This window comes from Luteimonas saliphila, from assembly GCF_016774335.1.
In the GTDB taxonomy this organism is placed as follows: domain Bacteria; phylum Pseudomonadota; class Gammaproteobacteria; order Xanthomonadales; family Xanthomonadaceae; genus Luteimonas; species Luteimonas saliphila.
Genome location: NZ_JAETWA010000013.1, coordinates 76859 through 103776 on the forward strand (window position 1 = coordinate 76859; position 26918 = coordinate 103776).

Below are 26918 nucleotides of genomic sequence, written 5' to 3' on the forward strand. Positions count from 1 at the left end.
TCGCGGTCAGGCGCGGCGCTTGCTACGGCGGCGTCGGCGAGGCCCCTGCCGGTTCGGCCGCGGGGCTGTCCCGACCGGCGTCGGCCGGCCCGTTCGAGGCACCGGGCACGACCCGGTGCGGGCCATCGATCCGCGACACCCGCCAGACCGTGTTCGACAGGTCGTCGGCCACGATCAGCGCGCCGCGCGGATCCACGGTCACGCCCACCGGACGGCCGCGGGTGGTGCCGTCGTCGTCGCGGAAGCCGGTGACGAAGTCGACCGGGTCGCCGGCCGGCCGGCCGTTGCGGAACGGCACGAACACCACCTTGTAGCCCACCGGGTCGGAACGGTTCCAGCTGCCGTGCATGCCGACGAACGCGCCGTCGGCGAACTCCGGGCCCATGACCGGACTGGAGAAATCGAGCCCGAGCGCCGCCACGTGCGCGCCGAGGCTGTAGTCCGGCGTGATCGACGCGGCGACCTTGTCCGGATTCCGCGGCCGCACGCGGTCGTCCACGTGCTGGCCCCAGTAGGCCCAGGGCCAGCCGTAGAAGCCGCCTTCGCGCACCGAGGTGAGGTAGTCGGGCACCAGGTCCGGACCGAGTTCGTCGCGCTCGTTCACCACCGCCCACAGCTGGCCGCTGCCGGGCTGGATCGCGAGCGCCGTCGGATTGCGCAGGCCGGTCGCGTAGGGCCGATGCATGCCGGTGGCGGCATCGATTTCCCAGATCATGGCGCGGTCGGCCTCGGCGACCATGCCACGCTCGGTGATGTTGCTGTTGGAGCCGATGCCGACGTACAGCAGGCGACCGTCGGCGCTGGCGGTCATCGCCTTGGTCCAGTGGTGGTTGATCTCCGAGGGCAGCTGCGTGAGCGTCTCGGGCGTGCCGGCGCTGGCCTGGGTCTGGCCGGGCCGGTAGTCGAAGCGCACCACCGCGTCCTGGTTGGCGACGTAGAGATCGTTGCCGACCAGGGCGAGACCGTAGGGCGCGTCGAGATTGTCGGCGAATACCGTCTGCACTTCGTAGGCGCCATCGCCGTCGGCGTCGCGCAGCAGGGTCAGGCGGTCGCCGCTTTCCACCTGCGTGGTCCCGGCCGCCTTGATCGGCCCGGCGATCACGTCCTTGGGCTTCAGGCTCGGCGCATTGCCGCCGCGTCCCTCGGCCACGAGGATGTCGCCGTTGGGCAATACCAGAGTCTGGCGCGGGATCAGCAGGTCGGTGGCGATGGCGCGGATCTCGAAACCTTCCGGCACCGTCGGCAGGCGGTCGCCCCACCCGGCCGGCTCGGCGATGACCATGTCCGGCAGCAGGCCGCGCCGGGGCTCCGGCAGTTCCGGGTTGGGTCCGTACTGCAACGGTGCGGGCTCACGGCCGCAGCCACCCAGCGCGGTCGCCAGCGCAAGCGCAGCGGGCAAGGCCAGGCGGTTCATGGCGTTGCTCCGATGCGTGTGGCCCAGCATCCCAGCCAGGTCGCGAGGCAGGCCAGCACCACGACGATCACCGAAAGCACGAGCCCGCCGGGCATGCTGGCCCAGGCGTCCCGGGCATGCATCAGGGCGTTGAGCAGGCCCGCGAGCCATGTCGCCAGCAGCAGTCCCGCGTGCAGGACCGACTGGCGCGTGCGGCGGGAAGGCAGGAGACCGAAGATCGAACAGGCCAGCGCGACCGCGGACACCACCAGGCCGCCGACGATCAGCCACGACGCGAAATTGTTCCACTGTATTTCGTAGGTCCGCGCATAGGCGACGTCACCCAGCAAAGCGCCGAGGAACAGCGTCACCGCACCGCCGAGCAGCAGGGCGTGGAACGGATGGAACGGATGGAATGCAGGAACATGGGGACGGGCGACGTTCGAGGACATTGCGCGGTTCTCCAGGGCGGGCCACTCGCTGCCGGAGTGCGGGATCGGCCTCGAGACTAGACGAAACCACTTGACGGGGATGTGCACGGCGGCGGATGCGGCGCCACAAGGATGCCGGCGCTCGCCTTCCGCAGACGGAACGCGTCGGCCGGGCCCGTGCGCAGGTGAGCCCGATGCCCGTCCGCTCCCGCCGCGATCGCGCACCTCCAGGCGCGCCGATGCGGCGCGAGACCATGGCCGGGCCGCGACGACCTGGCGGGCGGAAGCGGAAATGCGCGCGTGCGCCCGGCATGCCGCAGGCGGAAGACGCGGCGGCCCGGACGCGGACCCGGGCGTGGCCCGGTCAGGTCGCCCGCGACCGTCGGGACCGGCCAGCACGTCCAACAGTGACGCGTCACCCCGCGGGAAACTGCCGGGTTCGGTCACTTTCCGGCAACGGATTCGCGCACTGCGTTCCGCTTTGGGCGGGCACGGTTCCTGCTATCTATCTGCTGCGACCCGCGGGGAAGGCGGGACGGACACGGCGACAGACGATGATGCGCGTACCCGATTTGCGATTCCGAAAGCTCGGCGAGCAGGCCGGCATCGTGCTGCTGCGGGCGGCGCTGGTGCTGGCGGTGGTCTTCGCGCTGGCGAACTCCTTTCCGGGTTGAGGCCCGGCCCCCACGCGCTCGCTGGCCTGGCGTTGCGGGGCGCACCAGGATCCGGGCGGTCGAAAGATCCCTCGCTGCGCTCGGGATGACAGGTGTCTGATGAGGCGGTCGGGAGGACATCCGGGCCGACCACCCGCAGCCCCGCCCCGGACGGGCACGGGAGATCAATCCCGCAGGGCACGCAGGCCGAAGGGGCCCTGCCATGCCCGGAGTTTCCTCGCAGACGATCGACCCGATGGGTCAGCGTTCGCGGCGATGACAGCGCGCGGGGGCGCTTGGTCGACCGGGCCTTGCGCGAGACCGCCTACTGCGTGGACAGCAGGTCCTGCGCCGCATGCACCAGGTAGATGTAGCTGGCGCCCATGTTGATGACGTACTCGTTCTGTCCCCACAGGAACGGCCAGTCTTCCTTGTTCTCGGGGAAGTCGGGCTTGAGCACCAGCACGCCGGGCACGATGCCGCCGGCGATGAAGCTGAAGTCCGCGCGGTTCATGCCGTAGGCCACCTGCTTGGATTTCGCGCCGACCGCGGAGACGAACGAGATGTTCGAATCCGGATGGGTGCCGTAGAGGTAGTTCAGGCCCTGCAGGGTCGGCTCGATGTCGAACAGGTCCGGGAACGCCTTGTGCAGCCGGTAGTTGGTGGTGGCCATGCCCATCACCGCGCCATTGCCGGCCCAGCCGCCGCGGGTGATCAGCACGCCATAGGGGTTCTCCGCCACCATCTGCGCGCGCTCGGCCTTGAATGCCTCGGCGCGTGCGCGCAGCTTCGCCCGGAAGGCCTCGCCCATGTTCGGCAGCGCCGCGACCGCATACGCGGCGTTGAAGCCGAAGCGCGCGTCGATCGCCGGCCACAGCGCCTCGATGCGTTCGGCGTACTTCGCCTCCCCCGTGCTGAGCAGCAGTTGCACCGCGGCGCGCAGTTCCTCGTCCTCGGGGTCGCCACCGGTGGTGTTGCCGACCCGGAACAGGTTCGGCTCGCGCGAACGCTCGAACTCCCACACCTTCTTCGCCGTGGCCAGGCATTCCTCGGCCAGCGCGTCGTCGTAGCCGCGCAGCGCGCGCCCGGCGGCCGCCAGTGCGGCGGCGGATCCGAAGTTGAGCGCGGTGGTGTTGGTGGTGAACGCGAGCCGGTCGTCGTTCGGCGAATCCGGATCATTCGGATCGTCGACCTTGCCGTCGGTCTTGGTCACCGCGTCGCCGAGATGGGTGTACTGGCCCAGGTCGGGCTCGACGATGCCCGGGATCGCGTGGCCGAACACCCGGTGCTGCGCGATCAGCGCCAGGGTGCCGTGTTCGATCTGCTGCAGCAGGTCCGGCACGCCGTCGGGGCGGTGGATCTCGGCGTGCTGCCTGTCCTGGTCGATGGTGGTCTCGTCGCGCTCCGGGCGGAACTGCTCCCAGGTATCGACCAGCGACATCACGGTGGCGTAGTGGGTCTGGGTGCGGATGTCGTAGTCGCCAGCGTCGTACCAGCCGCCGTAGTTGAGCCCCGGGATGTGCTCGCCTGGCTGGAACGGCGAATCGAGGTCGGGTCCCTGCCCGAACAGGTCGAAGTGTTCCTTGTTCGGCTCCACCTGCCGCGCATCGTCCATGTGCGAGCGGCCATGCCACACCCGGTAGGCCTCGTTGACGAACATGTGGTCCATCTGCACCGGGAAGAACACGTCCAGGGTGGGGTGCCACGCGGTGGCGTAGGCGTCGGCGGCGATCCGGAACGCGTTGCTGCGCTGGCCCGCGGCCTCGATCACGTAGACACCGGGCTCGCGCACGTCGGAGAAGTCGAAGGTGTAGTACTCGTAACGCAGGTACGGGCCCCAGTGCTTCGCCTCCGCGGCATGGGCCTGGTGCTCGCGGCCGTCGGCGTCGATGCGCAGCAGGCGCGCGCGGCCGGGGGCGGCGCCGTTGCGGTCGTTCTCCAGGACCGCGACCTTGCGCTGCGCGGGGTGGTAGCCCACCTGCGAGTGGCCGATCACGGTCTCGCGCGTCCAGCCGGGGACGGTGTTGCCTTCGAGGGTCCATTCGAGCACCACGCCGGTCCTGCCGGCCGGCAGCTCGCCGCGCACCACGTACCAGCCGTTCTGCGCCTGGTTGCGGCCATCGTAGATGCCGAGTTCGCCATCGCGGGAGCGGATGGTGACGCGCCGCTGCGGATCTTCCGGTGCCAGCGTCAGCGTGCGGCCGCTCGCCATCGGCAGGCGCCGCGGCTCGCCTTCGGCATCGCGGCCGGTCGGGCCGGACGGGTACAGCGGCAGTTGCCCGCTGCCGCGGTCGCTCAGCCAGCTCTTGCCCCAGTAGGCCGAGGGCAGGAACTCGAGGTTGAAGCCGGCGCGGCCTTCGAGCGCTGCCGGCAGCGGCTGGTCGAACACCACCTGCAGCCGGACGCCCTCGCCCGCCGGCGCCACGCGGATGCTGTACTCGAACGACTCGGCCGCATAGCCCAGCCGGGTGGTGACCGTGCCGCTGGCGCGGTCGACCTGGCGGTCGACCATCAACGCCACCGGGTCCCACTGCTCGGGGGTCGGGCTCAGGCGCACGTCGCCGTTGGTCGCGGTGCGCACGCCGTGGTGCACCAGCTCCACGCCCGCATGCTTGGAATCGCTGAACAGCCCGTCGTAGTAGTTGTTGAACACCAGCACGTCGAGACCGCGCTTGTGGAAGTACTCGAGTTCGTTGAGCACCGGCGCCTCGGCCGAGGCGGTCACGGGCCAGGCGAGCGCGAGGGCCAGGACGGAGGCGAGCGCGCGGCGTGGGCCGGGCTGCGGACGACGGCTGTACGAACGGATCATGGCATTTCCCCGGGACGGAATGTTAACGCTAACATCGCGCCTCCCGGGCGACTTGACGCAGCGCAGCAACCAACCGCCGCGCGGCCCGGGACGACCGGTGTACGCCGTGTTTCGAAGCGTGCGACCGGCCGCGATCCGCCAGAGCCGGCGTCATCCTGCGCGCGGTGGCGAAGCGGCATCCCCTGGGCTCGCTCCGCGCGGCCGTCCTCAACCGCGCGGGTGATGCGTGGCGTGCAACTGCCGCAGCTTCTCGCGAGCCACCAGCGTGTAGATCTGCGTGGTCGATAGCGAACTGTGGCCCAGCAGCATCTGCAACGCGCGCAGGTCGGCACCATGGTTGAGCAGGTGGGTGGCGAAGCTGTGGCGCAGCCCGTGCGGGCTGACCTCGGCCGGATCGACGCCCGCGACGGCGGCCGACTTCTTCACCATCGTCCAGAACTGCTGTCGGCTCGGCGGCTCCCCGGATGTGGTCAGGAACAACGTCGGCAGCGCGCGCTTGCCGGCGAACCGCGGCCGCGCCTGCGCGAGGTAGCGCTCGAGCCAGTGCTGCGCCTCCTCGCCCAACGGCACCAGCCGTTCGCGGCCGCCTTTGCCGGTCACCCGCAGCACGCCCTGGCGCAGGTTGACCGCGGTGGCCGGCAGGTTGACCAGCTCGCTCACGCGCAACCCGCAGGCGTACATCAGTTCCAGCATCGCCCGGTCGCGCAGCCCTTCCGGGTTGTCGATATCGGGCGCGGCCAGCAGCGCCTCGACCTGCGCCTCGCCCAGCGCCTTGGGCAACGAACGCGGCAGCCGCGGCGGATCGATCAGCGCGACCGGATCGTCGTCGCGCACGCCGCGGCGACGCAGGTGGGCGAAGAACGCGCGCAGCGCGGTCAGCAGCCTGGCGTTGCTGCGTGCCGAATAGCCATCGCGGGTTCGGTCGGCGAGATACTCGAACAGGCCCGCGCGGTCGAGCGCGGACAGCCCGCCGGCGCGCCCGTCGCGCCAGCGCGCGAGGCCCTCGAGGTCGCGGCGATAGCCGTCCAGCGTCTGCCGCGCCGCGCCGCTTTCGGCCCACAGCGCATCGAGGAAGGCGGCGATCGCGTCGTCATCCGCCTCGCGCAACGGCGGCAGGCGCTGCGCACGCTGGCGTCGTTCGGCGGGCGTGGTACTGGGCATCGGCACAGCTTAGCCGACACGTCGAACCGCTATCCTGTGCGGATGCAGCCAGGCACCGCCGCCGACATCCGAACGCGCCCTCCCGCCGCCCTCGTCGGTCGCCGTCTGCTGGCGCTGCTCTACGACCTGCTGCCCGCCATGGCGCTGTGGTTCCTGTTGTCGGCGCTGTTCACCGTCAGCCACACGTACCTCGGCCACCACGACCCGCAGGAGAACATCGCGCCCTTCAGCGCGCTGCAGTGGCTGCTGTGGGTGGCGTGCTGGTTCGTCACCGGCCTGTACGCCACCGCGAGCTGGCGCCGCGGCGGACAGACCCTCGGCATGCGGCCCTGGCGGATCCGGGTCGAGGGGATCGACGGCAGCCTCCCCACGCGCGCTGCCCTGTGGCGTCGCTATGCGATCGCGACGCTCTCGCTGCTGGCAGCCGGCCTGGGATTCTGGTGGGCGTGGATCGATCGCGACCGGCTGACGTGGCACGACCGCGCCAGCCGGACGCGGGTCGTGCGGACGGCACCGCAACGTTGACGCTGCACGCGGGCGCCGGCGGCCCGCACACCGTGTCGACGCCGCGATCGGCAATGCAAACGCCGAGGCGAAGAAGCATCGCCCGTCCGGCGCCGTCACCACCTGCAGACGGCGCCTTCGACGCGCGCCCCAGTGCGCGGGACTGCACCGCGGCCGCACAGCGCGACCGCCTGCGGGAATTGCCCGTCGTCCACGCATCCGCCACACTGGATTCCCATCGCGTACCCCCGCCGCGGCCTCGATGCACCATGACACCGACCTGATCAACATCGTCGCAGTCGGCCTCGTCGTCGCCTTCGTGCTCGGCGCGCTGGCCAACCGGCTGCGCATGTCCCCGCTGGTCGGTTACCTCGTCGCCGGCATCATCGTCGGTCCGTTCACGCCCGGCTTCGTCGCCGACCAGGACCTGGCCAACCAGCTCGCCGAGCTCGGGGTGATGCTGCTGATGTTCGGCGTCGGCCTGCACTTCTCGCTCAAGGACCTGCTCGAGGTCAAGGCGATCGCGATCCCCGGCGCGATCGTGCAGATCGCCGTGGCTACCCTGCTCGGCTGGTTGCTGGCCTGGGGCATGGGCTGGTCCCCGATCAACGGCTTCGTGTTCGGCCTGGCGCTGTCGGTGGCGAGCACGGTGGTGTTGCTGCGGGCAATGGAGGAGCGCCGCCTGCTCGACACCCGCCGCGGCCGCATCGCGGTGGGCTGGCTGATCGTCGAGGACCTGGCGATGGTGCTGGCGCTGGTGCTGCTGCCGGCGCTGGCCGGGGTGATCGCCGACAGCGAGGCGCTTGCCGAAGGCGCCAGCCTGCGCAGCATGGCCGGCACGATCGCGGTGGCGCTGTTCAAGACGCTGGTCCAGGTCTCGTTGTTCGTCGCGGTGATGCTGGTGGTCGGCCGCCGCGTGATCCCCTGGACGCTGGAGAAGATCGCCGGCACCGGGTCGCGCGAGCTGTTCACCCTCGCGGTGCTGGCGATCGCGCTGGGCGTCGCCTTCGGCTCGGCGATGCTGTTCGGCGTGTCGTTCGCGCTGGGGGCGTTCTTCGCCGGGATGCTGCTCAACGAGTCGGAGCTCAGCCACAAGGCGGCCAACGATTCGCTGCCGCTGCGCGATGCGTTCGCGGTGCTGTTCTTCGTCTCGGTGGGCATGCTGTTCGATCCGATGATCCTGATCGAGCATCCCTGGCAGGTGCTGGCGACGTTCCTGATCATCGTGGTCGGCAAGTCGCTCGCGGCCTACGGCATCGTGCGCCTGTTCCGCCATCCCAAGGGCACCGCGCTGACGATCTCGGTGAGCCTGGCGCAGATCGGCGAGTTCTCCTTCATCCTGGCCAGCCTCGGCGTCGCCCTCGACCTGTTGCCGTCGACCGGACGCGACCTGATCCTCGCCGGCGCGCTGCTGTCGATCGTGGTCAACCCGCTGCTGTTCGCCTGGCTATCGGGCCGTGAAGCGCGGCTGGCCGCGGATGCCGCGGCCCTGGAAGCCGCCGAGGTCCACGAACCGGACGCGCCGGCGGTGCCCGACCATGTCTCCGGACACGCGATCCTCGTCGGCTACGGACGCGTCGGCAGCCAGCTTGCCGAGCTGCTGCACCAGCGCGGCGTGCCGCTGGTGGTGATCGAGGACGATGCCGACCTGGTCGCGCGCGCGCGCGCCGCCGGCCTGTACGCGGTCCGCGGCAACGCCGCTTCCGAAGCGGTGATGCTGGAGGCCGCGCCGGGCCGCGCCGGGATGGCGATCTTCGCCATTCCCCAGGCGCTGGAGGCGGGCGAGACGATCGAACGCATGAAGACGCTCAATCCGTCGATCACCGTGCTCGCCCGCGCGCACAGCGACGCCGAGGTGCGCCACCTGCTCGAACACGGCGCGGACGGCGCAGTCCTGGCCGAGCGCGAACTCGCGTTCTCGCTCGCCGAGATGGTGATGTCCACGCCGCCGTACAGGCCGGCGCGCCAACCCGGCGGCGAAGGTTCCACGCCCGCCGCGGCGTGACGTCGGCACCGGCGCCATGCGCATCGCCTTCCTCACCGGCGCCGGCATGTCCGCCGAGAGCGGCGTCCCCACGTTCCGCGACGCGCTGACCGGGCTGTGGTCGCGCTACGACGCCATGACGCTGGCGACCGAAGACGCGTTCCGCCGCGATCCCGCCCTGGTCTGGGGCTGGTACCGCTGGCGCGCGGCCATGGTGCGTCGGGCGCGGCCGAACGCAGGACACTTCGGCATCGCGGAGTTCGTCCGCAGCGGACACGCCGTGGAGGTGGTCACCCAGAACGTCGACGACCTGCACGAGCGCGGCGGCATGCGCGAGGCGATCCACCTGCACGGCCGCCTGTTCGCATCGCGTTGCCTGGACTGCGGCGCGACGCGCGAGCCCGATCCCATCGTCGATGGCCTCGACGCGATCGTCGACGGCGTGCGCGAGACGCCCCCCGCCTGCGACGCCTGCGGCGGCCCGTTCCGGCCCGGCGTGGTCTGGTTCGGCGAGGCGCTGCCGGAGGATGCCTGGGCCAGCGCGGTCGCCGTGCTCGGACGCTGCGAGCTGCTGGTCGTCGTCGGCACGTCCGGGCTGGTGCATCCGGCCGCGTCGCTGCCACGGCTCGCGAGCACTCGCGGCACGCGGGTCATCGAGATCAATCCCGTGGACAGCGCGGTCTCGCCGCTCGCGCACGAGTGCCTGCGGATGCCGGCGGGCGCCGGCATCCGGATCCTGCTCGAGCGCTACGCGTGACTCCGGTCAGGCCTGTGCCAGGGCCTGCCCGAGGTCGGCAAGCAGATCGTCGAGATGCTCGATGCCGATGCACAGGCGCACCGTGTCCTCGCCGACCCCGGCCTGCGCCAGTTCCTCCGGCGAGAGCTGGCGGTGCGTGGTCGAGGCCGGGTGCGTGGCCAGCGAGCGCGTGTCGCCGATGTTCACCAGCCGCGTGAACAGCTGCAGCGCATCGAGGAAGCGTGCACCGGACTCGCGCCCGCCCGGGAGGCCGAAGGTGAACAGGCCCGATGCCCCTTCGCCGCGCAGGTACTTCCTGGCCAGCGCGTGCTCCGGATGGTCCGGCAGGCCGGCGTAGTTCACCCACGCCACCTTCGGATGCCGGGCGAGGTGCTGCGCGACCGCCATCGTGTTGGCATTGATCCGGTCCATGCGCAGCGGCAGGGTCTCGATGCCCTGCAGGATCAGGAACGCATTGAACGGCGACAGCGCCGCGCCGGTGTTGCGCAACGGCACCACGCGCGCGCGGCCGATGAAGGCCGCCGGGCCCAGCGCTTCGGTGTAGACCACGCCGTGGTAGCTCACGTCGGGTTCGTTGAGGCGGCGGAAGCGCGTCTTGTGCTCGGCCCAGGGGAAGCGGCCGGAATCGACGATCGCGCCGCCGATGCTGTTGCCGTGCCCGCCGAGGTACTTGGTGAGCGAATGCACGACGATGTCGGCGCCGAAGTCGATCGGCCGCAACAGGTAGGGCGTCGCCACGGTGTTGTCCACGATCAGCGGCACACCGTGCGCGTGCGCGACCTTCGCCACCGCCTCGATGTCGGTGATGTTGCCCAGCGGGTTGCCGATCGATTCGACGAACACCGCCTTGGTGCGCCCGTCGATGAGCTTGCCGAAGGAGTCCGGGTCGCGATGGTCGGCGAAGCGGGTCTCGATGCCGAACTGCGGCAGGGTGTGCGCGAACAGATTGTAGGTGCCGCCGTACAGCGCCGCGGACGAGACGATGTTGTCGCCGGCCTCGGCGATGGTCTGGATCGCGTAGGTGATCGCCGCCTGGCCCGAGGCCAGCGCCAGGCCGGCGATGCCGCCTTCCAGGGCCGCGACGCGCTGTTCGAGCACGTCGGTGGTCGGATTCATGATCCGGGTGTAGATGTTGCCGGGCACCTTGAGGTCGAACAGGTCGGCCGCGTGCTGCGCGCTGTCGAAGGCGTAGGCGACGGTCTGGTAGATCGGCACGGCCACCGCGCGCGTGGTCGGATCGGGCGAATAGCCGCCGTGGACGGCGATGGTTTCGGGCTTCCAGCTCTGCTCGCTCATGGGCCTCACTGCGTCGGTTCCGCGGCAGACCAAGATAGCCCGGCGCGTGGCCGGGTGGTGGCTCGGTTTCAGCGACAACCATCGCCACGCGGCATGGGTGCATGCGCGGGCCGGCGGATCAGGAGGCGCCCGGGGCCAGCGGCAGGAGGATGTCGGCGCGCAGTAGGGATTCGGGCACCACCTCGGGATCGTCCTGGAAGGCATAGCGGATCGGCACATCGCGCAGCGCGTGGCCACTGTCGGGCCACCAGTGCGCCAGTACCCTGTCGATGAGGTCTTCCAGCCCGTCGTAGGCTCCGACGTGGCGGACGCGGGCGAACGTCCCGCCGTCGAGGACCATGCGTTGCAGCGGCGGCGACGGATCGGCCCGCACCGCCAGTTCGATCGCGCAGTCGAACTCCAGCGTCTCCGGCGGCACCTCGCGGTGGTCGGCATGCGGCACGCCATGCAGGCCGACGATCGAGTCGACGACCCCGGCTTCGGCCGCCCAGCCGAACAGCCGCCCGAACGCGGCGTCGAGGTCGGCGAATGCGCCCCGGTTGCGCAGCGCGACCACCTCGAACGGCGCCAGCGACACCACTTCCACCTGCAGTGCAGGATCCTGGCCGGACGGTACGGTCGGTGCGCCGAGCCGCGCCACCGCGGCGTCGATCCGCTCCGGCCGGCCACGCACCTCGCCCGGGCTGGCGTCGAGCGCGTCGCGGAACGCCCGCGCGAAAGCCTGCGCGGTGTCGTAGCCGGCGGCCTGGGCGACCGTGGTGATGTTCACGTCGGCATCGCGCAGCAGCTCCAGCGCGCGCAGCAGCCGCAACCGCGACACCGTGCGCCCCACCGGCTCGCCGGTGAGGGCGCGCCAGACACGATGGAAATGGAACGGCGAGAAATGCGCGATCCGCGCCAGATCGGCCAGATCGGGCAGCGGTTCGTCACGCGCCATTGTGGCCTGCAGGTGCGCGACCACGGCGTCGATACGCCTGGCGCAGGCGATGCGGGTATCGGTTTTCATCGGGTCTCCTGGAAGCGAGGGACACGCCACCAGCATGCCCCGCCCCCAGGCGATCCGCGTTCCCGATCTTGCGCAATCGCCGCCCGCCCGCGTAGCCCGGATAAGGTCGAAGACCGCATCCGGGTCCGCGCGTCGCCGATCGATTCCGGCCCGGATGCGCTTCGCTTATCCGGGCTACGGTGCGTCGGGTTCAGGCGGCGACGAGGACCGGGTGCCCGCCGTCCGCATCCACGTGGAGAGTGTCGGCGTTACCGGACGCGTCCGACCGCCCGCGTAGCCCGGATAAGGTCGAAGACCGCATCCGGGTCTGCGCGTCGCCGATCGATTCCGACCCGGATGCGCTTCGCTTATCCGGGCTACGGTGCGTCGGGGTTCAGGCGGCGACGAACACGAGGTGCCCGCCTTCGGCGTCGACGCGGACCGTGTCGCCGTTGCCGAACGCGCCCGACAGGATCTTCTGCGCGAGCGGGTTCTCCAGCTGGTGCTGGATCGCACGCTTGAGCGGCCGCGCGCCGTACACCGGGTCGAAGCCGACGTTGCCCAGCAGATCGAACGCCTTGTCCGACACTTCGATGCGGATGCCGCGCTCGGCCAGCCGCTTCTCCAGCCCGCGCAGCTGGATGCGCGCGATCGACTTGATCTGCGCCTTGTCCAGCGGATGGAACACGACGATATCGTCGAGCCGGTTGATGAACTCCGGCCGGAAGTGCGCCTGCACCACGCCCATCACCGCCGCCTTCATCTGGGTGTAGCTCTCGGGCGTGTCGCCGGACAGCTCCTGGATCATCTGGCTGCCGAGGTTGGAGGTCATCACGATCACCGTGTTGCGGAAATCCACCGTGCGCCCCTGGCCGTCCGTCAGGCGGCCGTCGTCGAGCACCTGGAGCAGGATGTTGAACACGTCCGGATGCGCCTTCTCGACCTCGTCGAGCAGGATCACGCTGTACGGGCGGCGCCGCACCGCTTCGGTGAGATAGCCGCCTTCCTCGTAGCCCACGTAGCCCGGGGGCGCGCCGACCAGCCGCGACACCGCGTGCTTCTCCATGAACTCGCTCATGTCGATGCGCACCATCGCATCGTTGCTGTCGAACAGGAACTCGGCCAGCGCCTTGCACAGCTCGGTCTTGCCGACGCCGGTGGGGCCGAGGAACAGGAACGAACCACTCGGGCGGTCGGGATCGCTGAGCCCGGCGCGCGAACGGCGCACGGCATCGGAGACCACCTTGATCGCCTCGTCCTGCCCGACCACGCGGCCATGCAGCGCGTCTTCCATCTTCAGCAGCTTCTCGCGCTCGCCCTCGAGCATCTTGCTGACCGGGATGCCGGTCCAGCGCGCGACGACCTCGGCGATCTCCTCGGCCGTGACGCGATCCTGCAACAGCTTGAAGTCCTTGGTATCGACCTGCTGCGCGGCGGCCAGCTGCTTCTCCAGTTCCGGCAGGGTCCCGTACTGGATCTCGCTCATCTTCGCGTAGTCCTGCGCACGCTGCGCCGATTCGAGCTGCAGCTTGGCGGCCTCGATCTGTTCCTTGATCTTCGTGGCGCCTTGCACCGCCGCCTTCTCGGCCTTCCAGATTTCCTCGAGGTCGTTGTACTCGCGTTCCAACGCGCCGATCTCGGTTTCGAGGTCGGCCAGGCGCTGCTTCGATTCCGCGTCCTTCTCCTTCTTCAGCGCCTCTCGCTGGATCTTGAGCTGGATCAGGCGGCGTTCCTTGCGGTCGAGTTCCTCGGGCTTGGAGTCGATCTCCATGCGGATCCGCGAGGCGGCCTCGTCCATCAGGTCGATGGCCTTGTCCGGCAACTGGCGGTCGGCGATGTAGCGGTGCGAGAGCGTGGCCGCGGCGACGATCGCCGGGTCGGTGATCTCCACCCCGTGGTGCACGGCGTAGCGCTCCTTCAGCCCGCGCAGGATCGCGATGGTGTCCTCGACGCTCGGTTCGCCCACGAATACCTTCTGGAAACGGCGCTCGAGCGCGGCGTCCTTCTCGACGTACTTGCGGTACTCGTCGAGCGTGGTCGCGCCGATGCAGTGCAGCTCGCCGCGCGCAAGCGCCGGTTTGAGCATGTTGCCGGCATCCATCGAGCCTTCGGCCTTGCCCGCGCCGACCATCGTGTGCAGCTCGTCGATGAACAGGATGACGTTGCCTTCCTGCTTGGCCAGGTCGCCCAGCACCGCCTTCAGCCGTTCCTCGAACTCGCCGCGGAACTTCGCGCCCGCGATCAGCGCGCCCATGTCGAGCGACAGCACGCGACGGCTCTTCAGGCCCTCGGGCACTTCGCCGTTGACGATGCGCTGCGCCAGGCCCTCGACGATCGCGGTCTTGCCCACGCCGGGCTCGCCGATCAGCACCGGGTTGTTCTTGGTGCGCCGCTGCAGCACCTGGATCGTGCGGCGGATCTCCTCGTCGCGGCCGATCACCGGATCGAGCTTGCCGCCCTCGGCGCGCGCAGTCAGGTCGATGGTGTACTTCTCCAGCGCCTGGCGCGATTCCTCGGCGTTCTCGTCCTTGACGCTTTCGCCGCCGCGCACCTTGTCGATCGCGGCCTCGAGCTTCTGTTTCGTAGCGCCCGCGGCCTTGAGCGCCTTGCCGGCGTCGCCACCGTCCTCGAGCGTCGCGAGCAGGAACAGCTCGCTGGCGATGAACGCATCGCCGCGCTGCTGCGCCAGCTTGTCGGTGACGTTGAACAGGCGGCCGAGATCGTTGCCGACCGACAGCTGCCCGGCCTGCCCGGTCACCTTCGGCAGCGCTTCCAGCGCCTCGCCGAGCCGCTCGCGCAGCAGCGGCACGTTGACCCCGGCCTGGGACAGCAGCGGGCGCGTGCCGCCGCCCTGCTGGTCGAGCAGCGCCACCAGCAGGTGCACCGGTTCGATCATGTTGTGGTCGCGGCCCACGGCCAGCGACTGCGCGTCCGCCAGCGCCTGCTGGAAACGCGAGGTGAGCTTGTCCATCCGCATGGGGATTCCTCGCAATCAGGGGCCGGCATGCCCGGCCATGCTCCCCAGATGCGGGCCGGCGGCGGGGGATGCAAGACCCCGGGAAGGAAAGCGGGCGGGTGGATCGCCCGACGGGCGGACTGGCGCGGGCGACGATTCCACCAGGACCCGGTGCGCCTGCGCCGGGTCGGGCAGGGAAGGCATCGCGGCGCCCGAACCAGCGGTAGCGCTGCCGCGCAGCCGGCTGGCTCACACCGGCTCGAGCCAGCCCTGGTAGCGGATGACCCGGCCGGCCACCGGCAGCACGGCGTCGACCTCGAACCGGTAGCGGCCGTTGTCTTCGTACTCGCGGCAACGCACGTCGTCGAACAGCGATGCGGGCAGCGGCACGATGCCGAACAGCCGGACGCCGGCCACGGTCCACCAGATCGCGCCATCGTTGCCGTGCAGCGCGTAGCGGAACTGCAGCGGGCCCAGCCGTTCGCGCAACAGTCCGTCGTCGAAAGTCAGCCGCGAGACCATCTTCTGCCCCCCGAAATCGCGTTTCCAGGTCTCGCCCTCCTCGTCCACGGAAAACTCCACGCTGGTGGCGACCTCGCGGGCGGTCTTCGGCAGCCCGGCGATCCATGCGCACATCCGCGCCAGCGGATTGCGTCCGCGCTCGATCTCCCCGACCCCGCTCCAGCGCTCGCGCCCACGCTGTCCGTGCAACCGCCGCAGGCTCTCCGGCAGGCGGAAGTAGGATGCGCCGAGCGCCTGCTGGAACAACGTGGGTTTCATGCGGCTGGTCGATGCGATACGGGCGCAAAGCATAGCCGCGCCCGAAGGCGGTGCAAGGCGTCGCGACTCACTCCGTGACCGACGGCACCTGTCGTTGCAGCGACAGCAGGCCCAGTACCACGGCCAACGCCACGTAGGCGCCGGCGAACTGGAAGCAGATCGCCTGTCGCAGGCCCCCGAGGGACCACGGCAGGTAGACGCCGCCGCGGGGATCGACCGAGTGGATCACGCCGAACAGGGTCAACGCGGCCGCCACCAGCAGCACGCCTGCCGCGCCGCGCACGCGCCCGTCGACGAGGAATACCACGGCCGTGGCCCACAGCATCGCGGTGATGATGAAGCCGTTGCCGAGCGTGACGATCGCGGCGAGATCCGGCAGGCCATGGCTGCCGATGTCGGCGTAGAGTTCGGCGAAGCGCTCGGGCGCGATCCATGCCGGATTGCCGGCCTTGATCGTCAGCAGGTAGGCCAGCGACGGCAGGAACGCCAGCGCCACCGCGGCGGCATGCCGGCGCGGCGTTTCGTGGAAGGCCTGCAGGGTGATGTCGATGCCGACGTAGACGATGATCGGCGCCAGCACCGCCAGCGGCAGCCATTGCACCAGGCCGGCGAGGATCCCCAGCGCGCCGCCGATGCCGACGAATAGGCCGGTCAGCAGCGTGTAGCCGGTGCGCGCGCCCATGTGCTTGTAGGCGGGCTGGCCGATGTAGGGCGTGGTCTGCGCCACGCCGCCGCAGATCCCGGCGACCAGCGTGGCGAGCGCCTCGACCAGCAGCACGTCGCGGGTGCGATAATCGTCGCCGGCCGCGCGCGCGCTTTCGCTGACGTTGATCCCGCCGACGATCATCAGCAGGCCGAACGGCAGCAGCAGCGGCAGGTAGGGCACGGTGTCCGCCAGCCCGGCCAGGAACCCGAGGTTCGGCCACGGCAGCGACGGCGCCAGCGGCACCGCCTCCGGCAACGCGAAGCCGGGCACGCCGAGCCCGGCCAGGCCGAGGCCGTAATACAGCGCGACCCCGACCAGGAACGCGAACAGCACGCCGGGGATGCGCAGCGGCAACCGGCCCTTCCCCACCAGCAGGTACAGCAGCAGGCCCAGCGTCACCAGCCCGACCACGGGGTTGCGCAGGGTCTCCACCAGCGGCAGGAAACCGAGCAACGCCAGCGCCGCGCCGCCGATCGACCCCAGCAACGCCGCCCGCGGCAGCACCCGCGTCACCCAGTCGCCGGCGAACGACAACGCCGTCTTGAACAGGCCCATCACCACCAGCGCGGCCATGCCGAGTTGCCACGTGGCGATGCCCGCCGCGCGTTCGTCCAGGCCATCGGCCCTGAACGCGAGGAATGCCGGGCCCAGCACCAGCAGGGCCATGCCGATGCTGGTCGGCGCGTCCAGCCCCAGCGGCATCGCGGTGACGTCGTCGCGCCCGGTCCTCGCCGCCAGCCTTCGCCCCATCCAGGAGTAGGCCAGGTTGCCGAGCAGCACCCCCAGCGCGGTCCCGGGGAACATGCGCTGGAACACCACGTCCGCGGGAACGCCGAAGATCCCGATGAGCGCCATCGCGATGAAGCCCAGGATCGACAGGTTGTCGATGACCAGGCCGAAGAAGCCGTTGACGTCGCCGGCGACGAACCAGCGCGGTGGGTTGCGGGTCGGGGGTTGGCTCATGGGTGCTGCCTCGAGGAGATGCGCGTTCCGCGCAGTCGATCGCCCCTGCGGAGCGTGGATCACGGGAACGCGAGGGTCATCCTTCCGCCTTGCCCGATCGCGACCAGACGCGCGGGGCGGCCGCAAGGGAACGTCTGACCAACTGTCATTTCGAGCGCAGCGGGAAGCGCTTCACAGCAGCTGGTCAATCTACGCGCTGACTTCTCGAGATTCCTCACTGCGTTCGGAATGACATATCGCTTTGTCCAGACCTTCGAAAGGGCGCCCTCCACCACTTCGCTTCGCATCGACCGGCGCAGTGCGGTGCCACATCCCTTTGCGTCACGCCGGGCTGCACCTTGCGCTGGCTCAGGCGCGGCGGAGCGCTGGCCGTAGCCCCGGCTCAGAACCGCGCCGTGAACTCCACGCCGAGCGTGCGCGGCTCGTTGATGAAGCCGGTGAGGTTGTTGAAGTCGATGCCGCCGACGATGCGCTCCTGGTCGGTGATGTTGCGGCCATAGGTCGCGAGCTCGTAGTCGCCGTCGTTCCACAGGTAGCCCGCGCGCAGGCCGCCCTCGAGCAGCGACTTGCCGGTGAACTCGATCGACTCGTACAGGAAGAAGTTCACCTCGCTGCGATAGACCCAGTCGGTGAACACGAAGAACTCGCCGCTGCCCACCGGCACGCCCCAGCGCGCGGTGAGGTTGTGGGTCCACTTCGGGGCCTGCGGCAACGGGTTGCCGTCGATCGCCGCCAGCGCACCGACCCGCGAGTCGGTCACCGTGCACGCGGCGCAGACCGCCACGGCGAGGTCGTCGTCCTCGATTTCGGTGTCGTTGTAGCCGCTGCCCAGCGTCACCAGCAACGAGTCGCCCAGCCACGCCTCGAGGTCGAACTCGAAGCCGCGCCCGGTCGACTTCTCGGCGTTGAGCAGGATGTTGGCATTGGCCGCGCCCCCGACCGCGGTGAGCTGCTGGTCCTCGACCTCGTAGTAGAAGACGCCGGCGCTGAGCCGCGCGCGCCGGTCGAACAGGTCGGCCTTGACCCCGAACTCCGCCGCGGTCGACGTCTCCGGCCCGGCCACGGACTTGCCGTTGAACGCGCCCGCGCTCTGGATGCTGCTGCCGCGGAAGCCGGTGGCGACCCGGCCGTACAGGTTCACGTCCTCGTTGAGCTCGAACGTCGCCGACAGGTCCCAGTTGAGCTTCTTGTCCTCGGGCGATGCGGACAGGTCGCCGTCCGGTTCCAGCGCCGCCAGTTGTTCCAGCGTGCACTTGCCGGCCAGCACGCAGGCCGCGAAGCCGGTGTTCCAGTACTCCTCCACCGTCAGCTGCTTCTCGTCGACGGTGTAGCGCAGGCCCGCGCGCAGTTCGAGCGCGTCGGTCGCCTGCCAGGTCAGCGCGCCGAACACCGCCCAGGCGTCGTTGGTCTGGCGGATGCGCTGGTAACCGTCCTGCGCGCTGCCGTTGAGCGAGTCGTAGCTGACGCTGTCGACCCGGTAGTCCTCCTTGAACCAGAACACGCCCGCCTGCCAGTCCAGCGCGCCGCCGTAGTCGGACTCGATGCGCAGTTCCTGGCTCCATTGCGAATGGTCGGGAATGCCGTCCGCGGTCTCGGAGGCGAACGGGATCACGCCCGGGCCGGAGTCGGGCAGGAACACCGCGCCGTAGCCGCCGTCGATGTCGCCGCGGTTGAAGGTCTCGAGCGACTCGTAACCGGTGATCGAATGCAGGGTGTAGTCGCCCAGCTCCCAGCGCAGGCGCGCGCTCGCGCCGTGGCTGTCGAGCTCGGAGGAGTTCAGCCCGTCCTGGGTCACCACCTCGCGGTCGAAGCCGGCGACGAAGTCGTTGGTTCCCGGTTCGATGATGTTGGCGCGGAACAGGCGCGCGCTGCCGTTGAGGTGGCGCGCGTGCACGTTCAGCAGGGCCTCGAAGCCGTCGCCTTCGTACAGCAGCTGCGCGCGCGCGGCGGATTCGTCGTAGCCCTCGAAGCCGTCGTTGGGGCCGTCATATTCGTTGCGCACCCAGTCGTCGCGGCGCTGGTAGAGCGTCGACACGCGCGCCGACCAGCGCTCGCCGAGCGCGCCGCCGACCGCGCCCTCGAAGTTCCACATGTCGTCGCTGCCGTAGCCCAGCTGCGCGTAGCCGCCGAACTCCTGCGACGGCCGCACCGAGTCGAACTTGACCACGCCGGCCGGGGTGTTGCGCCCGAACAGCGAACCCTGCGGGCCGCGCAGCACCTCGATGCGTTCGAGGTCGAACACCGGGAAGCCCTTCAGGATCGGGTTCTCCTGCACCACGTCGTCGTAGACCAGCGACACCGGCTGCGAGGTGTTGAGCCGGAAATCGGTATTGCCGTAGCCGCGGATGTAGAAGCGCGGGAAGGCGCGGCCGAACGAGGACTCGATATTGAGGCTGGGGACCCGGCCCGACAGGAAGCGCACGTCGGTGCCGCCGGAGCCGAGTACGTCGAGCTTCTCGCCCGACAGCACGCTGATCGACACCGGCACGTCCTGGATGTTCTCGACCCGACGCTGGGCGGTGACCTCGAGCGCATCGAGGGTGACCGCATCGGCGGGATCGGCCTGGGGGCTTTCCTGCGCCTGTACGGCGACGGGCAGGGACAGCGCCAGCGCGAGCGCGGACAGGCGCAGGGCTGGGAACCGGCGAAGCGGGGCCTTCGTCATGGGGAGGGTCCTGGCGTGGGGTGGGAGGAGCCCTGTCAGATTAATGTAAAGCGCGGCGCGGGGAAGGTCCGGGAGGAGGATGCGTGCGGGGGTCCGCCGGCTGCCGCCGCAATGCGTCGGCCGCAGCGGTCGGTGGACGGCGCCGGTCCTCGCGATGCGATGTGGGATCCGTTGCCCGGGGTGGTCGGGCACGGTGCGCTTTTCCGCACGCCCTGCTTCGCGCGCGGTGCCCGTCGCGCCTGAAGGCGCTCCTACGGGGGGGAGACCCAGGCGATCGTCGCGATCCGGCCGCTGCGGCCGTCGCGGCGGTGGGAGAAGAAGCGGCCGGGGTCCTCGATCGTGCACAGGTCGCCGCCATGGACGTCGCCGGCGGCCATGCCCGCGGCCACGAGCCTGCGGCGCGCCAGCGCGGGGAGGTCGGCGAGCCAGTGGCCCGGGCGCGTGGGCGAGAACGCGGCGGCCGCGCCCGCATCCTGGGCGACGAACGCCTCGAACACGTCGCGGCCCACCTCGTAGCGTCGCGGACCGGCGCAGGGGCCGATCCATGCCACCACGTCGCCGGGGCGCGTCCGCATCGCGGCCAGCGTGGCTTCGAGCATTCCCTTCGACAGACCCGGCCAGCCGGCATGGGCTGCCGCGATCTCGCTGCCGTCCCTGGCCGCGAACACCACCGGCAGGCAATCGGCGGTGAGGATGACAAGCACGACACCGGGCATGGAGGTGACCGCCGCGTCGGCTTCGGGCTCGGGCCAGCCTTCCGGCCCGGCCGGCGCATCGAACCGCACCACGTGGGTGCCGTGCACCTGTTTCAGCCAGTGCGGCGACGCAGGCAGTCCGAAGCGCGCCACCAGTTCCGCCCGGTTGCGCGCCACCACGGCCGGATCGTCGCCGTCGTCTGTGCGGAAATTGCCCAGGTTGAACCGGTCGAACGGCGGTGCCGAGGCCCCTGCGCCGTGCCGCACCGTGGTGAACGCACGCACGTTGCCGGCAAACGGCGCCGTCGCGTCGACCCGGGCGCTCACCGGTGCCTGCGCTCCGCGTCCGCATACGCGGCCGTGTCCTCGCGCAACGCCGCCATCAGCGCCAGCATGTCGTCGGGGACCGGCGCGCTGCAGCGCACCGGCGCGCCAGTGGTCGGGTGCGCGAATTCCAGCGTCTCGGCATGCAGCGCCTGGCGCCGGAAACCGCGCAACGCCGCGACCAGCGCGTCGGACGCGCCCTTGGGCAGCTTGAGCGGCCCGCCGTACAGCGGATCGCCGATGATCGGGTGCTTGAGGTGCGCCATGTGCACGCGGATCTGGTGGGTGCGGCCGGTTTCGAGCCGGCATTCGAGCGCGGTGTGGGCGCGGAAGCGCTCGCGCAGGCGGTAGTGGGTCACCGCGTCGCGGCCGTCCTCGCGCACCGCCATGCGGATCCGGTCGCGCGGATGCCGGTCGATGCCTGCGTCCACGGTGCCGCCGGCGACCAGCGCGCCCGCCACCACCGCGAGGTACTGGCGATGCACGCCGCGCGCGGACAGCTGCGCCACCAGTGCGGTCTGCGCCTGCAGCGTGCGCGCCACCACCATCACCCCGGAGGTGTCCTTGTCGAGCCGATGCACCACGCCGGCACGCGGCAACGACCCCAGCACCGGATCCCGGTGCAGCAATGCGTTGACCAAAGTGCCGTCGGCGTTGCCAGCGCCCGGATGCACCACCAGGCCCGCGGGCTTGTCGATCACGAAGACATCCGCGTCCTCGTGCAGGATCCGCAGCGGGATGTCCTGCGCGACCGCCTGCGTCTCCACCGCCAGGCGCACGCGCAGGCGCACCTGCTCGCCGCCGCGGACCGGATCGCGCGGACGCACCTGGCGGCCATCGAGCTGCGCGTCGCCGGCACGGATCCACTCGGCCAGGCGCGAGCGGGAGAACTCGGGAAACAGCTCGGCCAGCACCGCATCGAACCGGCGCCCGGCGGCGGACCCGGGCACGAGCGCCTCGCGTTGTTCGATGGAGTCGGGAGCGGGAGGGGACATGGACGGCTGTGGTTCAGGCGGCGCGCCCGGGCGGCCGGGACGGGCTGGTATTATCCCCGCTTCGTGCCTTGCCTGCCCCGGTGCCCATGATCGTCCGACCCTCCCCGTTCCGTCGCGCCGTGCTGCTGCTGCTCGTGATCGTCCTGACGACGTCCGGGTGCGCGCGGATCAAGGGCGTCTTCAAGGACGAGGACGAGAACGAGGGGGTGCCCGTCGAGGAGCTCTACGACAAGGGCCAGGGACAGATGCACAACGGCAACTGGAGCGGCGCGGTGGTCACCTACCGTCGCCTGCTCGCCCAGTACCCCTACGGCCCCTATACCGAACAGGCGCTGATGGAGACCGCGTTCGCCCAGTTCAAGATGGGCAACAACGAGGAGGCGATCTCGACCATCGACCGCTTCCTGCGGACCTATCCCACGCACAAGAACACTCCCTACATGTACTACCTGCGCGGCCTGGTGAACTCCAACCGCGACACGGTGTTCCTGCAGCGCGTGTGGAAGCTCGACGCCAGCCGGCGCGACCTGGCCACGCCCAATCAGGCGTTCTCCGACTTCAACACGTTGACCGAGCGCTACCCGAACAGCCGCTACGCCGCCGACGCGCGCCAGCGCATGGTCGCGCTGCGCAACATGTTCGCGCGCCACGAGATCGAGGTCGCGCTGTACTACCTGCGCCGCGACGCCTGGGTCGCCGCCGCCGACCGCGCCACCTACCTGCTCGAGACCTACCCGCAGAGCGAGTTCCAGAACGACGCGGTGGCGGTACTCGTCGCCGCCTATACCGAACTGGGCAACGAGACCTTGGCAGCGGATGCGCGCCGGGTGCTGCAGCAGAACGAACCGGACCACCCGTTCCTGGCCGGCGACTGGCCTAATTACCCGTGGAACATCCGCAAGCTCAATCCGTTCGCAGGCGAGAAGTCGGCGATCGACAACGACGACCGCGACTGACCGGTTCGTCCTCCGTCTCGTTCGAAACGCCGCCTCCAGGCGGCGTTTTCGCATGCGGCGCCTGGATGACCGCAGCGCGACGACCCCACGATCCCCGCCGGCGAGCAAAGCGCACGGCTCCCGTAGGAGCGCCTTCAGGCGCGACCCTGGACACCGCGCCTGAGGGCGGCTTCTATCGGCACCCCGGGTCGCGCCTGAAGGCGCTCCTGTGGGGCGGGGTGGTACCCCTGTAGGAGCGGCTTCAGCCGCGATGCGTTTGGTCGGGTAAGCCGATGCGATCGCCAATCGCGCCTGAAGGCGCTCCTACGGGCATCCCGTGCGCCTGCGGGCGTGCCTACGGCGTCGCGGCTTCGTTCCAGTCGAACCCGCTGATCCGCGCCAGGCGCTCGGGCTCGATCACCTCGACGTGGTGCTGCCCGTCGATGATCCAGGTCGGATAGCCGCCGATCCGCGCGCTGATGCAGTCGAACGCGACCCCGCCGCCGCGACCTTCGGGCGAACACTCCACATACGGCAGCCGCTTCGCCGCCGCACCGAACAGTCGCTTCTGTCGCGTGCACTCGGGGCACCAGGAGGCACCGTAGAACTTCGCCTCCGACTGCGCCAGGTGCTCGGCCAGCGCGCGCAGGCGCGGGTCCTCGCGCCGTTCCAGCAGGCCCATCGCGGACATCTGCAGCGCGGCCAGCAGGCCGAGCGCGAGCAGGCCGTTGCCGAGCATCCAGGTCGTCCACGGCGCGCCGGGTGCGCTGTCGGGCCGGGTCGCGTGCACGACCAGGAAGATGGCGAGCATCACCGCCAGCGACAGCAGGCACCAGGCGCAGACGGCCTGCAGTGCGACCAGGCCGGCGACGGTGAGATAGACGCTGATCGCCAGTCCCAGGAACGAGAGCCGCCACAGGCGGCGCCAGCGCGCCAGCCGCAGCGTCGGCCGTGTCGCCGGCCGCCAGGCGGTCCACGCGAGCGCGGCGTACAGCAGCGCGCCCCAGGCCGCGATCGGCAGGCCTAGGAAGCGCGACCAGGGGCTGCCCTGCACCACCTCGCAGCCGGAGCCCTCGGTGCAGAACGCGGCGCCGGTGTCCTGCCATGCGACGAACGAAAGGTAGCCGGTGAGCAGCAGTCCGGTCACCGCGAGCACGCGCAGCGCGATATCGGCCTTGCCCGTCGCTGCCCGGACCGGTCCACCCTGCGCGCCCGTAGCGGGCCCCGCCCCTGCGCGCTGCGGCCTGTCGCGCCGCGCCTTCGATTTCCTGCCCATGCCTGGTCGCGCTCGTTTCGTTGCGATCCACACACATTAGCGCGAACCCGCGCCGCCACGATGCATCCACCCTGTCGGCGGTACCGCTGACGCGTTCGATGCCCGCTGCCCTATGGGCCCGGTCGCGCAGGCCGGGTCGCGCCTGAAGGCGCTCCTACGGGGGCACGGGATTCATGCCATGCCGGGCCCTTCGCAACGCCGCCGCAGCGGACATCGACGCCCGCACGCGTTTCCAGCAAGCCGGATCGACCTCGGTAGACCGGTCGCGGCCGCGTCCGGCCCCTGTCGCCGGCGTCGCCGGTCAGGCGGGATAGCGGTTGCTGATCGGATAGCGCCGCTCGCGGCCGAACGCCCGTCGCGACACCTTGGGCCCGGGCGCCGCCTGGTGGCGCTTCCACTCGCTGGTGCGCACCAGGCGCAACACGCGGTCCACGGTGCCGGCATCGAAGCCCGCGCCGACGATGTCGTCGCGCGACTGCTCCAGGTCCACGTAGCGGCGCAGGATCGCGTCGAGCACGTCGTAGGGCGGCAGCGAATCCTGGTCGACCTGGTTCTCGCGCAGTTCCGCCGAGGGCGCCCGTGCGATCACGCCCGGCGGGATCACCGGCGCGCCGCCCACCGTGTTGCGCCACTTCGCCAGGCCGTAGACCTCGGTCTTGTACAGGTCCTTGATCGGCGCGTAGCCGCCGCACATGTCGCCGTAGATGGTGGCGTAGCCGACCGCGTACTCGCTCTTGTTGCCGGTGGTCAGCAGCAGCCCGCCGAACTTGTTCGACAGCGCCATCAGCAGCGCGCCGCGGGTGCGCGACTGCAGGTTCTCCTCCGCGGTGTCGGGTTCGCGGCCTTCGAACGTGGTGGCCAGCGCGTCGAGGAAGCCCTGGAACGGCTTCTCGATCGGCAGCGACAGCAGCGTCACCCCTAGCGCGTCGCACTGCTCCTGCGCGAGATCGTTGGACAGCCCCGCGGTGTAGCGCGAGGGCATGCGCACCGCGGTGACATTGCCGGCGCCGAGCGCATCGACCGCCAGCGCCAGCACGATCGACGAATCGATCCCGCCCGACAGGCCCAGCCATGCCTTGGCGAATCCGTTCTTTCCGCAGTAGTCGCGGATCCCGCGCACGATCGCGCGCCAGGCCAGCGCGTCCATGCTCTCGTCGCCGTCGTCCTGCCACACGACCGGCGCGAACTTGCGCGTGGCCACGTCGTAGTCCACCACCAGCCACAGGTCGGCGAACGCGGACGCGGCCGGATGCACGGTGCCGTCGGCGTCGGCCACCACCGAGGAACCGTCGAAGACCAGCGCGTCCTGCCCACCGACCACATTGACGTAGGCCAGGGCCGCGCCGCTCTCGCGGGTGCGCTCGGACAGCAGCGCGTCGCGCTGGGCGTGCTTGCCGCGCTCGAACGGCGATGCGTTCGGCACCAGCACCAGTTGCGCCCCGCTGGCGGCCGTGTCGGCCAGCGGTTCGGCGAACCACAGGTCCTCGCAGATCACCAGGCCCACCGGCACGCCCTTGACCTCGAACACGCAGCTGCCGCCGTCGGGGTCGACGTGGAAGTAGCGGCGTTCGTCGAACACGTTGTAGTTCGGCAATTCGCGCTTGCGGTACGTCGCCTCGACCTTGCCGGCGCGCAGCACGCTGGCCGAGTTGTAGAGGATGCTGCCGGCCGACTCCGGCCAGCCCAGGACCGCGACGATGCCGGTGGCCGCCCCCGCGATTTCGCGCAGCGCGGCCTCGCACTCGGCCAGGAAGGAGGGCCGCATCAGCAGGTCCTCCGGCGGATAGCCGCTGATCGCCAGTTCCGGGAACAGCACGATGTCGGCGCCGTACTCGTCGCGCGCCTCGGCGATCATCGCCACCATGCGGTCGGTGTTGCCGCGCACGTCGCCCACCGGGAAGTCGAACTGGGCCATGGCGATGCGGAGGGTGTCGGTCATGTCAGATTCCGTGCGTCAGCATGTCGACCGCGGCCAGGATGGCCTGGCGCTCGTGGGAAAGGTCGGCGACCTGTTTGCCGAGCATGCGCACCGGGATGCCCATGATCTGCGGGGTATCCATCACCACCTGTCGCTCGCCCACGGCCAGGCAGGGCATCAGGGTGTCGATCACGCCGCCGACGTGCTCGATCGCCACCAGCGGCACGACCACGCGCGATCCGACCGTCTCGATCAGGTCGCTCTGCACGTCCAGCAGGTACGGCATCAACCGCTTCGACGCACCGTCGGCATTGGCATAGGCGACGAACTGGCTCACTCGCCGGACCCGGCCACGAACGCGCGGACGTGGTCGCTCAGCATGCCGTCGCGCTCGATCCGCCGGTTGTACGCGGCGATCGCCTCGCGATTGTCCTCGAGCCACCGGCTGCGCTTGCGCGCGCGCACCTCCGCCGCCAGCGCCTTCTCCAGCGTTGCGGACAGGTTGATGTCCAGTGCCTTGGCCTCTTCCAGCAGGCCCTGGTTGATGCTGACATTGGCCGCGCGTTTGCCGTAGCCGGCGTAGTCTTCACGGATGCGCATGACCGACCTCCAGATGATGCGCATGAATTATGCGCATCGTACGGCGGGCGTCAACGTGGCCCGTGCGCGATGGCGCGCGAACGCATCGCGTGCCGGCGCGGGGCTGGTGGCTCGTCGCTGGAGCGGTCGCGG

Annotated in this window: 20 protein-coding genes; 4 read left to right on the forward strand and 16 right to left on the reverse strand. The window is 70.4% G+C overall.

Annotated features, from left to right (window positions below):
• Positions 1–22: 22 nt before the first annotated feature.
• The 4 genes from JMO03_RS02810 to xerD form a co-directional block, all read right to left on the reverse strand.
• The gene (locus JMO03_RS02810) at positions 23–1414 is read right to left on the reverse strand and encodes a PQQ-dependent sugar dehydrogenase (RefSeq protein WP_202840005.1); all 1392 of its coding nucleotides are present in this window, start codon (positions 1412–1414) and stop codon (positions 23–25) included.
• Positions 1411–1845: a DUF2231 domain-containing protein gene (locus JMO03_RS02815; RefSeq protein ID WP_202840007.1), complete on the reverse strand. Its 435-nt coding sequence runs from the start codon at positions 1843–1845 to the stop codon at positions 1411–1413. Before JMO03_RS02815 ends, JMO03_RS02810 begins: the two co-directional genes overlap by 4 nt.
• A 957-nt stretch (positions 1846–2802) precedes the next feature.
• Positions 2803–5286, reverse strand: a complete 2484-nt coding sequence (locus JMO03_RS02820) for a glycoside hydrolase family 9 protein (RefSeq protein WP_202840009.1) — start codon at positions 5284–5286, stop codon at positions 2803–2805.
• A 207-nt stretch (positions 5287–5493) separates the two neighbouring features.
• Complete coding sequence (gene xerD, locus JMO03_RS02825) at positions 5494–6447, reverse strand: site-specific tyrosine recombinase XerD (protein ID WP_202840011.1); 954 nt, start codon at positions 6445–6447, stop codon at positions 5494–5496.
• 42 nt (positions 6448–6489) lie between these two features.
• On the opposite strand from xerD, the gene JMO03_RS02830 reads away from it, so the two are divergent.
• The 3 genes from JMO03_RS02830 (at position 6490) to JMO03_RS02840 (ending at position 9692) form a co-directional block, all read left to right on the forward strand.
• Positions 6490–6972, forward strand: coding sequence for an RDD family protein (locus tag JMO03_RS02830; protein WP_202840013.1), 483 nt, complete (start codon positions 6490–6492; stop codon positions 6970–6972).
• A 241-nt stretch (positions 6973–7213) separates the two neighbouring features.
• Positions 7214–8956 (forward strand): YbaL family putative K(+) efflux transporter, encoded by a 1743-nt coding sequence (ybaL, locus tag JMO03_RS02835; protein WP_202840015.1) that lies wholly within the window; start codon positions 7214–7216, stop codon positions 8954–8956.
• Between the two features lie 16 nt (positions 8957–8972).
• Complete coding sequence (locus JMO03_RS02840; protein WP_202840017.1) at positions 8973–9692, forward strand: SIR2 family NAD-dependent protein deacylase; 720 nt, start codon at positions 8973–8975, stop codon at positions 9690–9692.
• 6 nt (positions 9693–9698) lie between these two features.
• Here JMO03_RS02840 and JMO03_RS02845 read toward each other — a convergent pair whose 3' ends face one another.
• The 8 genes from JMO03_RS02845 to rluD all read right to left on the reverse strand — a co-directional run bounded on the left by JMO03_RS02845 (position 9699) and on the right by rluD (position 22057).
• Entirely contained in the window at positions 9699–10988 is a 1290-nt protein-coding gene (locus JMO03_RS02845; RefSeq protein ID WP_202840019.1) for an O-acetylhomoserine aminocarboxypropyltransferase/cysteine synthase family protein, read from the reverse strand.
• Between the two features lie 118 nt (positions 10989–11106).
• The gene (locus JMO03_RS02850) at positions 11107–11994 is read right to left on the reverse strand and encodes an AraC family transcriptional regulator (protein ID WP_202840022.1); all 888 of its coding nucleotides are present in this window, start codon (positions 11992–11994) and stop codon (positions 11107–11109) included.
• Between the two features lie 373 nt (positions 11995–12367).
• Positions 12368–14950, reverse strand: a complete 2583-nt coding sequence (clpB, locus tag JMO03_RS02855; RefSeq protein ID WP_202840024.1) for an ATP-dependent chaperone ClpB — start codon at positions 14948–14950, stop codon at positions 12368–12370.
• A gap of 228 nt (positions 14951–15178) precedes the next feature.
• On the reverse strand, positions 15179–15709 hold the full coding sequence (locus tag JMO03_RS02860; protein WP_238345840.1) for a DUF4166 domain-containing protein: 531 nt from the start codon (positions 15707–15709) through the stop codon (positions 15179–15181).
• Between the two features lie 67 nt (positions 15710–15776).
• Positions 15777–17378 carry a SulP family inorganic anion transporter gene (locus JMO03_RS02865; RefSeq protein WP_202840028.1) on the reverse strand — a complete coding sequence of 534 codons (1602 nt, stop codon included), beginning with the start codon at positions 17376–17378 and terminating at the stop codon, positions 15777–15779.
• Positions 17379–17760: 382 nt separating this feature from the next.
• Positions 17761–20043 carry a TonB-dependent receptor gene (locus JMO03_RS02870; RefSeq protein WP_202840029.1) on the reverse strand — a complete coding sequence of 761 codons (2283 nt, stop codon included), beginning with the start codon at positions 20041–20043 and terminating at the stop codon, positions 17761–17763.
• A gap of 251 nt (positions 20044–20294) precedes the next feature.
• Positions 20295–21065, reverse strand: a complete 771-nt coding sequence (pgeF, locus tag JMO03_RS02875) for a peptidoglycan editing factor PgeF (protein ID WP_202840030.1) — start codon at positions 21063–21065, stop codon at positions 20295–20297.
• A complete protein-coding gene (gene rluD / locus JMO03_RS02880; protein WP_202840031.1) occupies positions 21062–22057 on the reverse strand; it encodes a 23S rRNA pseudouridine(1911/1915/1917) synthase RluD in 996 nt (331 codons plus the stop codon). Before rluD ends, pgeF begins: the two co-directional genes overlap by 4 nt.
• Before the next feature lie 89 nt (positions 22058–22146).
• On the opposite strand from rluD, the gene JMO03_RS02885 reads away from it, so the two are divergent.
• Complete coding sequence (locus JMO03_RS02885) at positions 22147–23013, forward strand: outer membrane protein assembly factor BamD (protein ID WP_425491765.1); 867 nt, start codon at positions 22147–22149, stop codon at positions 23011–23013.
• 334 nt (positions 23014–23347) lie between these two features.
• On the opposite strand, the gene JMO03_RS02890 is transcribed toward JMO03_RS02885, so the two are convergent.
• From JMO03_RS02890 to JMO03_RS02905, 4 genes are all read right to left on the reverse strand, one after another.
• Positions 23348–24268: a vitamin K epoxide reductase family protein gene (locus tag JMO03_RS02890; protein WP_202840033.1), complete on the reverse strand. Its 921-nt coding sequence runs from the start codon at positions 24266–24268 to the stop codon at positions 23348–23350.
• 301 nt (positions 24269–24569) lie between these two features.
• The gene (locus tag JMO03_RS02895) at positions 24570–26207 is read right to left on the reverse strand and encodes an NAD+ synthase (protein ID WP_202840035.1); all 1638 of its coding nucleotides are present in this window, start codon (positions 26205–26207) and stop codon (positions 24570–24572) included.
• Position 26208: 1 nt separating this feature from the next.
• Positions 26209–26523, reverse strand: coding sequence for a CcdB family protein (locus JMO03_RS02900; protein ID WP_202840037.1), 315 nt, complete (start codon positions 26521–26523; stop codon positions 26209–26211).
• The gene (locus tag JMO03_RS02905) at positions 26520–26786 is read right to left on the reverse strand and encodes a type II toxin-antitoxin system CcdA family antitoxin (protein WP_202840039.1); all 267 of its coding nucleotides are present in this window, start codon (positions 26784–26786) and stop codon (positions 26520–26522) included. Before JMO03_RS02905 ends, JMO03_RS02900 begins: the two co-directional genes overlap by 4 nt.
• Positions 26787–26918 lie beyond the last annotated feature (132 nt).

Excerpts from the sequence above, each read along its gene's own strand:
- xerD (WP_202840011.1), bottom strand. The coding sequence starts at position 6,447 with ATGCCCAGTACCACGCCCGCCGAACGACGCCAGCGTGCGCAGCGCCTG.
- JMO03_RS02845 (WP_202840019.1), bottom strand. The coding sequence starts at position 10,988 with ATGAGCGAGCAGAGCTGGAAGCCCGAAACCATCGCCGTCCACGGCGGC.
- JMO03_RS02840 (WP_202840017.1), top strand. The coding sequence starts at position 8,973 with ATGCGCATCGCCTTCCTCACCGGCGCCGGCATGTCCGCCGAGAGCGGC.
- JMO03_RS02865 (WP_202840028.1), bottom strand. The coding sequence starts at position 17,378 with ATGAGCCAACCCCCGACCCGCAACCCACCGCGCTGGTTCGTCGCCGGC.
- JMO03_RS02815 (WP_202840007.1), bottom strand. The coding sequence starts at position 1,845 with ATGTCCTCGAACGTCGCCCGTCCCCATGTTCCTGCATTCCATCCGTTC.
- JMO03_RS02820 (WP_202840009.1), bottom strand. The coding sequence starts at position 5,286 with ATGATCCGTTCGTACAGCCGTCGTCCGCAGCCCGGCCCACGCCGCGCG.
- JMO03_RS02905 (WP_202840039.1), bottom strand. The coding sequence starts at position 26,786 with ATGCGCATCCGTGAAGACTACGCCGGCTACGGCAAACGCGCGGCCAAT.
- JMO03_RS02895 (WP_202840035.1), bottom strand. The coding sequence starts at position 26,207 with ATGACCGACACCCTCCGCATCGCCATGGCCCAGTTCGACTTCCCGGTG.
- JMO03_RS02860 (WP_238345840.1), bottom strand. The coding sequence starts at position 15,709 with ATGAAACCCACGTTGTTCCAGCAGGCGCTCGGCGCATCCTACTTCCGC.
- JMO03_RS02850 (WP_202840022.1), bottom strand. The coding sequence starts at position 11,994 with ATGAAAACCGATACCCGCATCGCCTGCGCCAGGCGTATCGACGCCGTG.
- ybaL (WP_202840015.1), top strand. The coding sequence starts at position 7,214 with ATGCACCATGACACCGACCTGATCAACATCGTCGCAGTCGGCCTCGTC.
- clpB (WP_202840024.1), bottom strand. The coding sequence starts at position 14,950 with ATGCGGATGGACAAGCTCACCTCGCGTTTCCAGCAGGCGCTGGCGGAC.
- JMO03_RS02870 (WP_202840029.1), bottom strand. The coding sequence starts at position 20,043 with ATGACGAAGGCCCCGCTTCGCCGGTTCCCAGCCCTGCGCCTGTCCGCG.
- JMO03_RS02810 (WP_202840005.1), bottom strand. The coding sequence starts at position 1,414 with ATGAACCGCCTGGCCTTGCCCGCTGCGCTTGCGCTGGCGACCGCGCTG.
- JMO03_RS02890 (WP_202840033.1), bottom strand. The coding sequence starts at position 24,268 with ATGGGCAGGAAATCGAAGGCGCGGCGCGACAGGCCGCAGCGCGCAGGG.
- JMO03_RS02830 (WP_202840013.1), top strand. The coding sequence starts at position 6,490 with ATGCAGCCAGGCACCGCCGCCGACATCCGAACGCGCCCTCCCGCCGCC.
- rluD (WP_202840031.1), bottom strand. The coding sequence starts at position 22,057 with ATGTCCCCTCCCGCTCCCGACTCCATCGAACAACGCGAGGCGCTCGTG.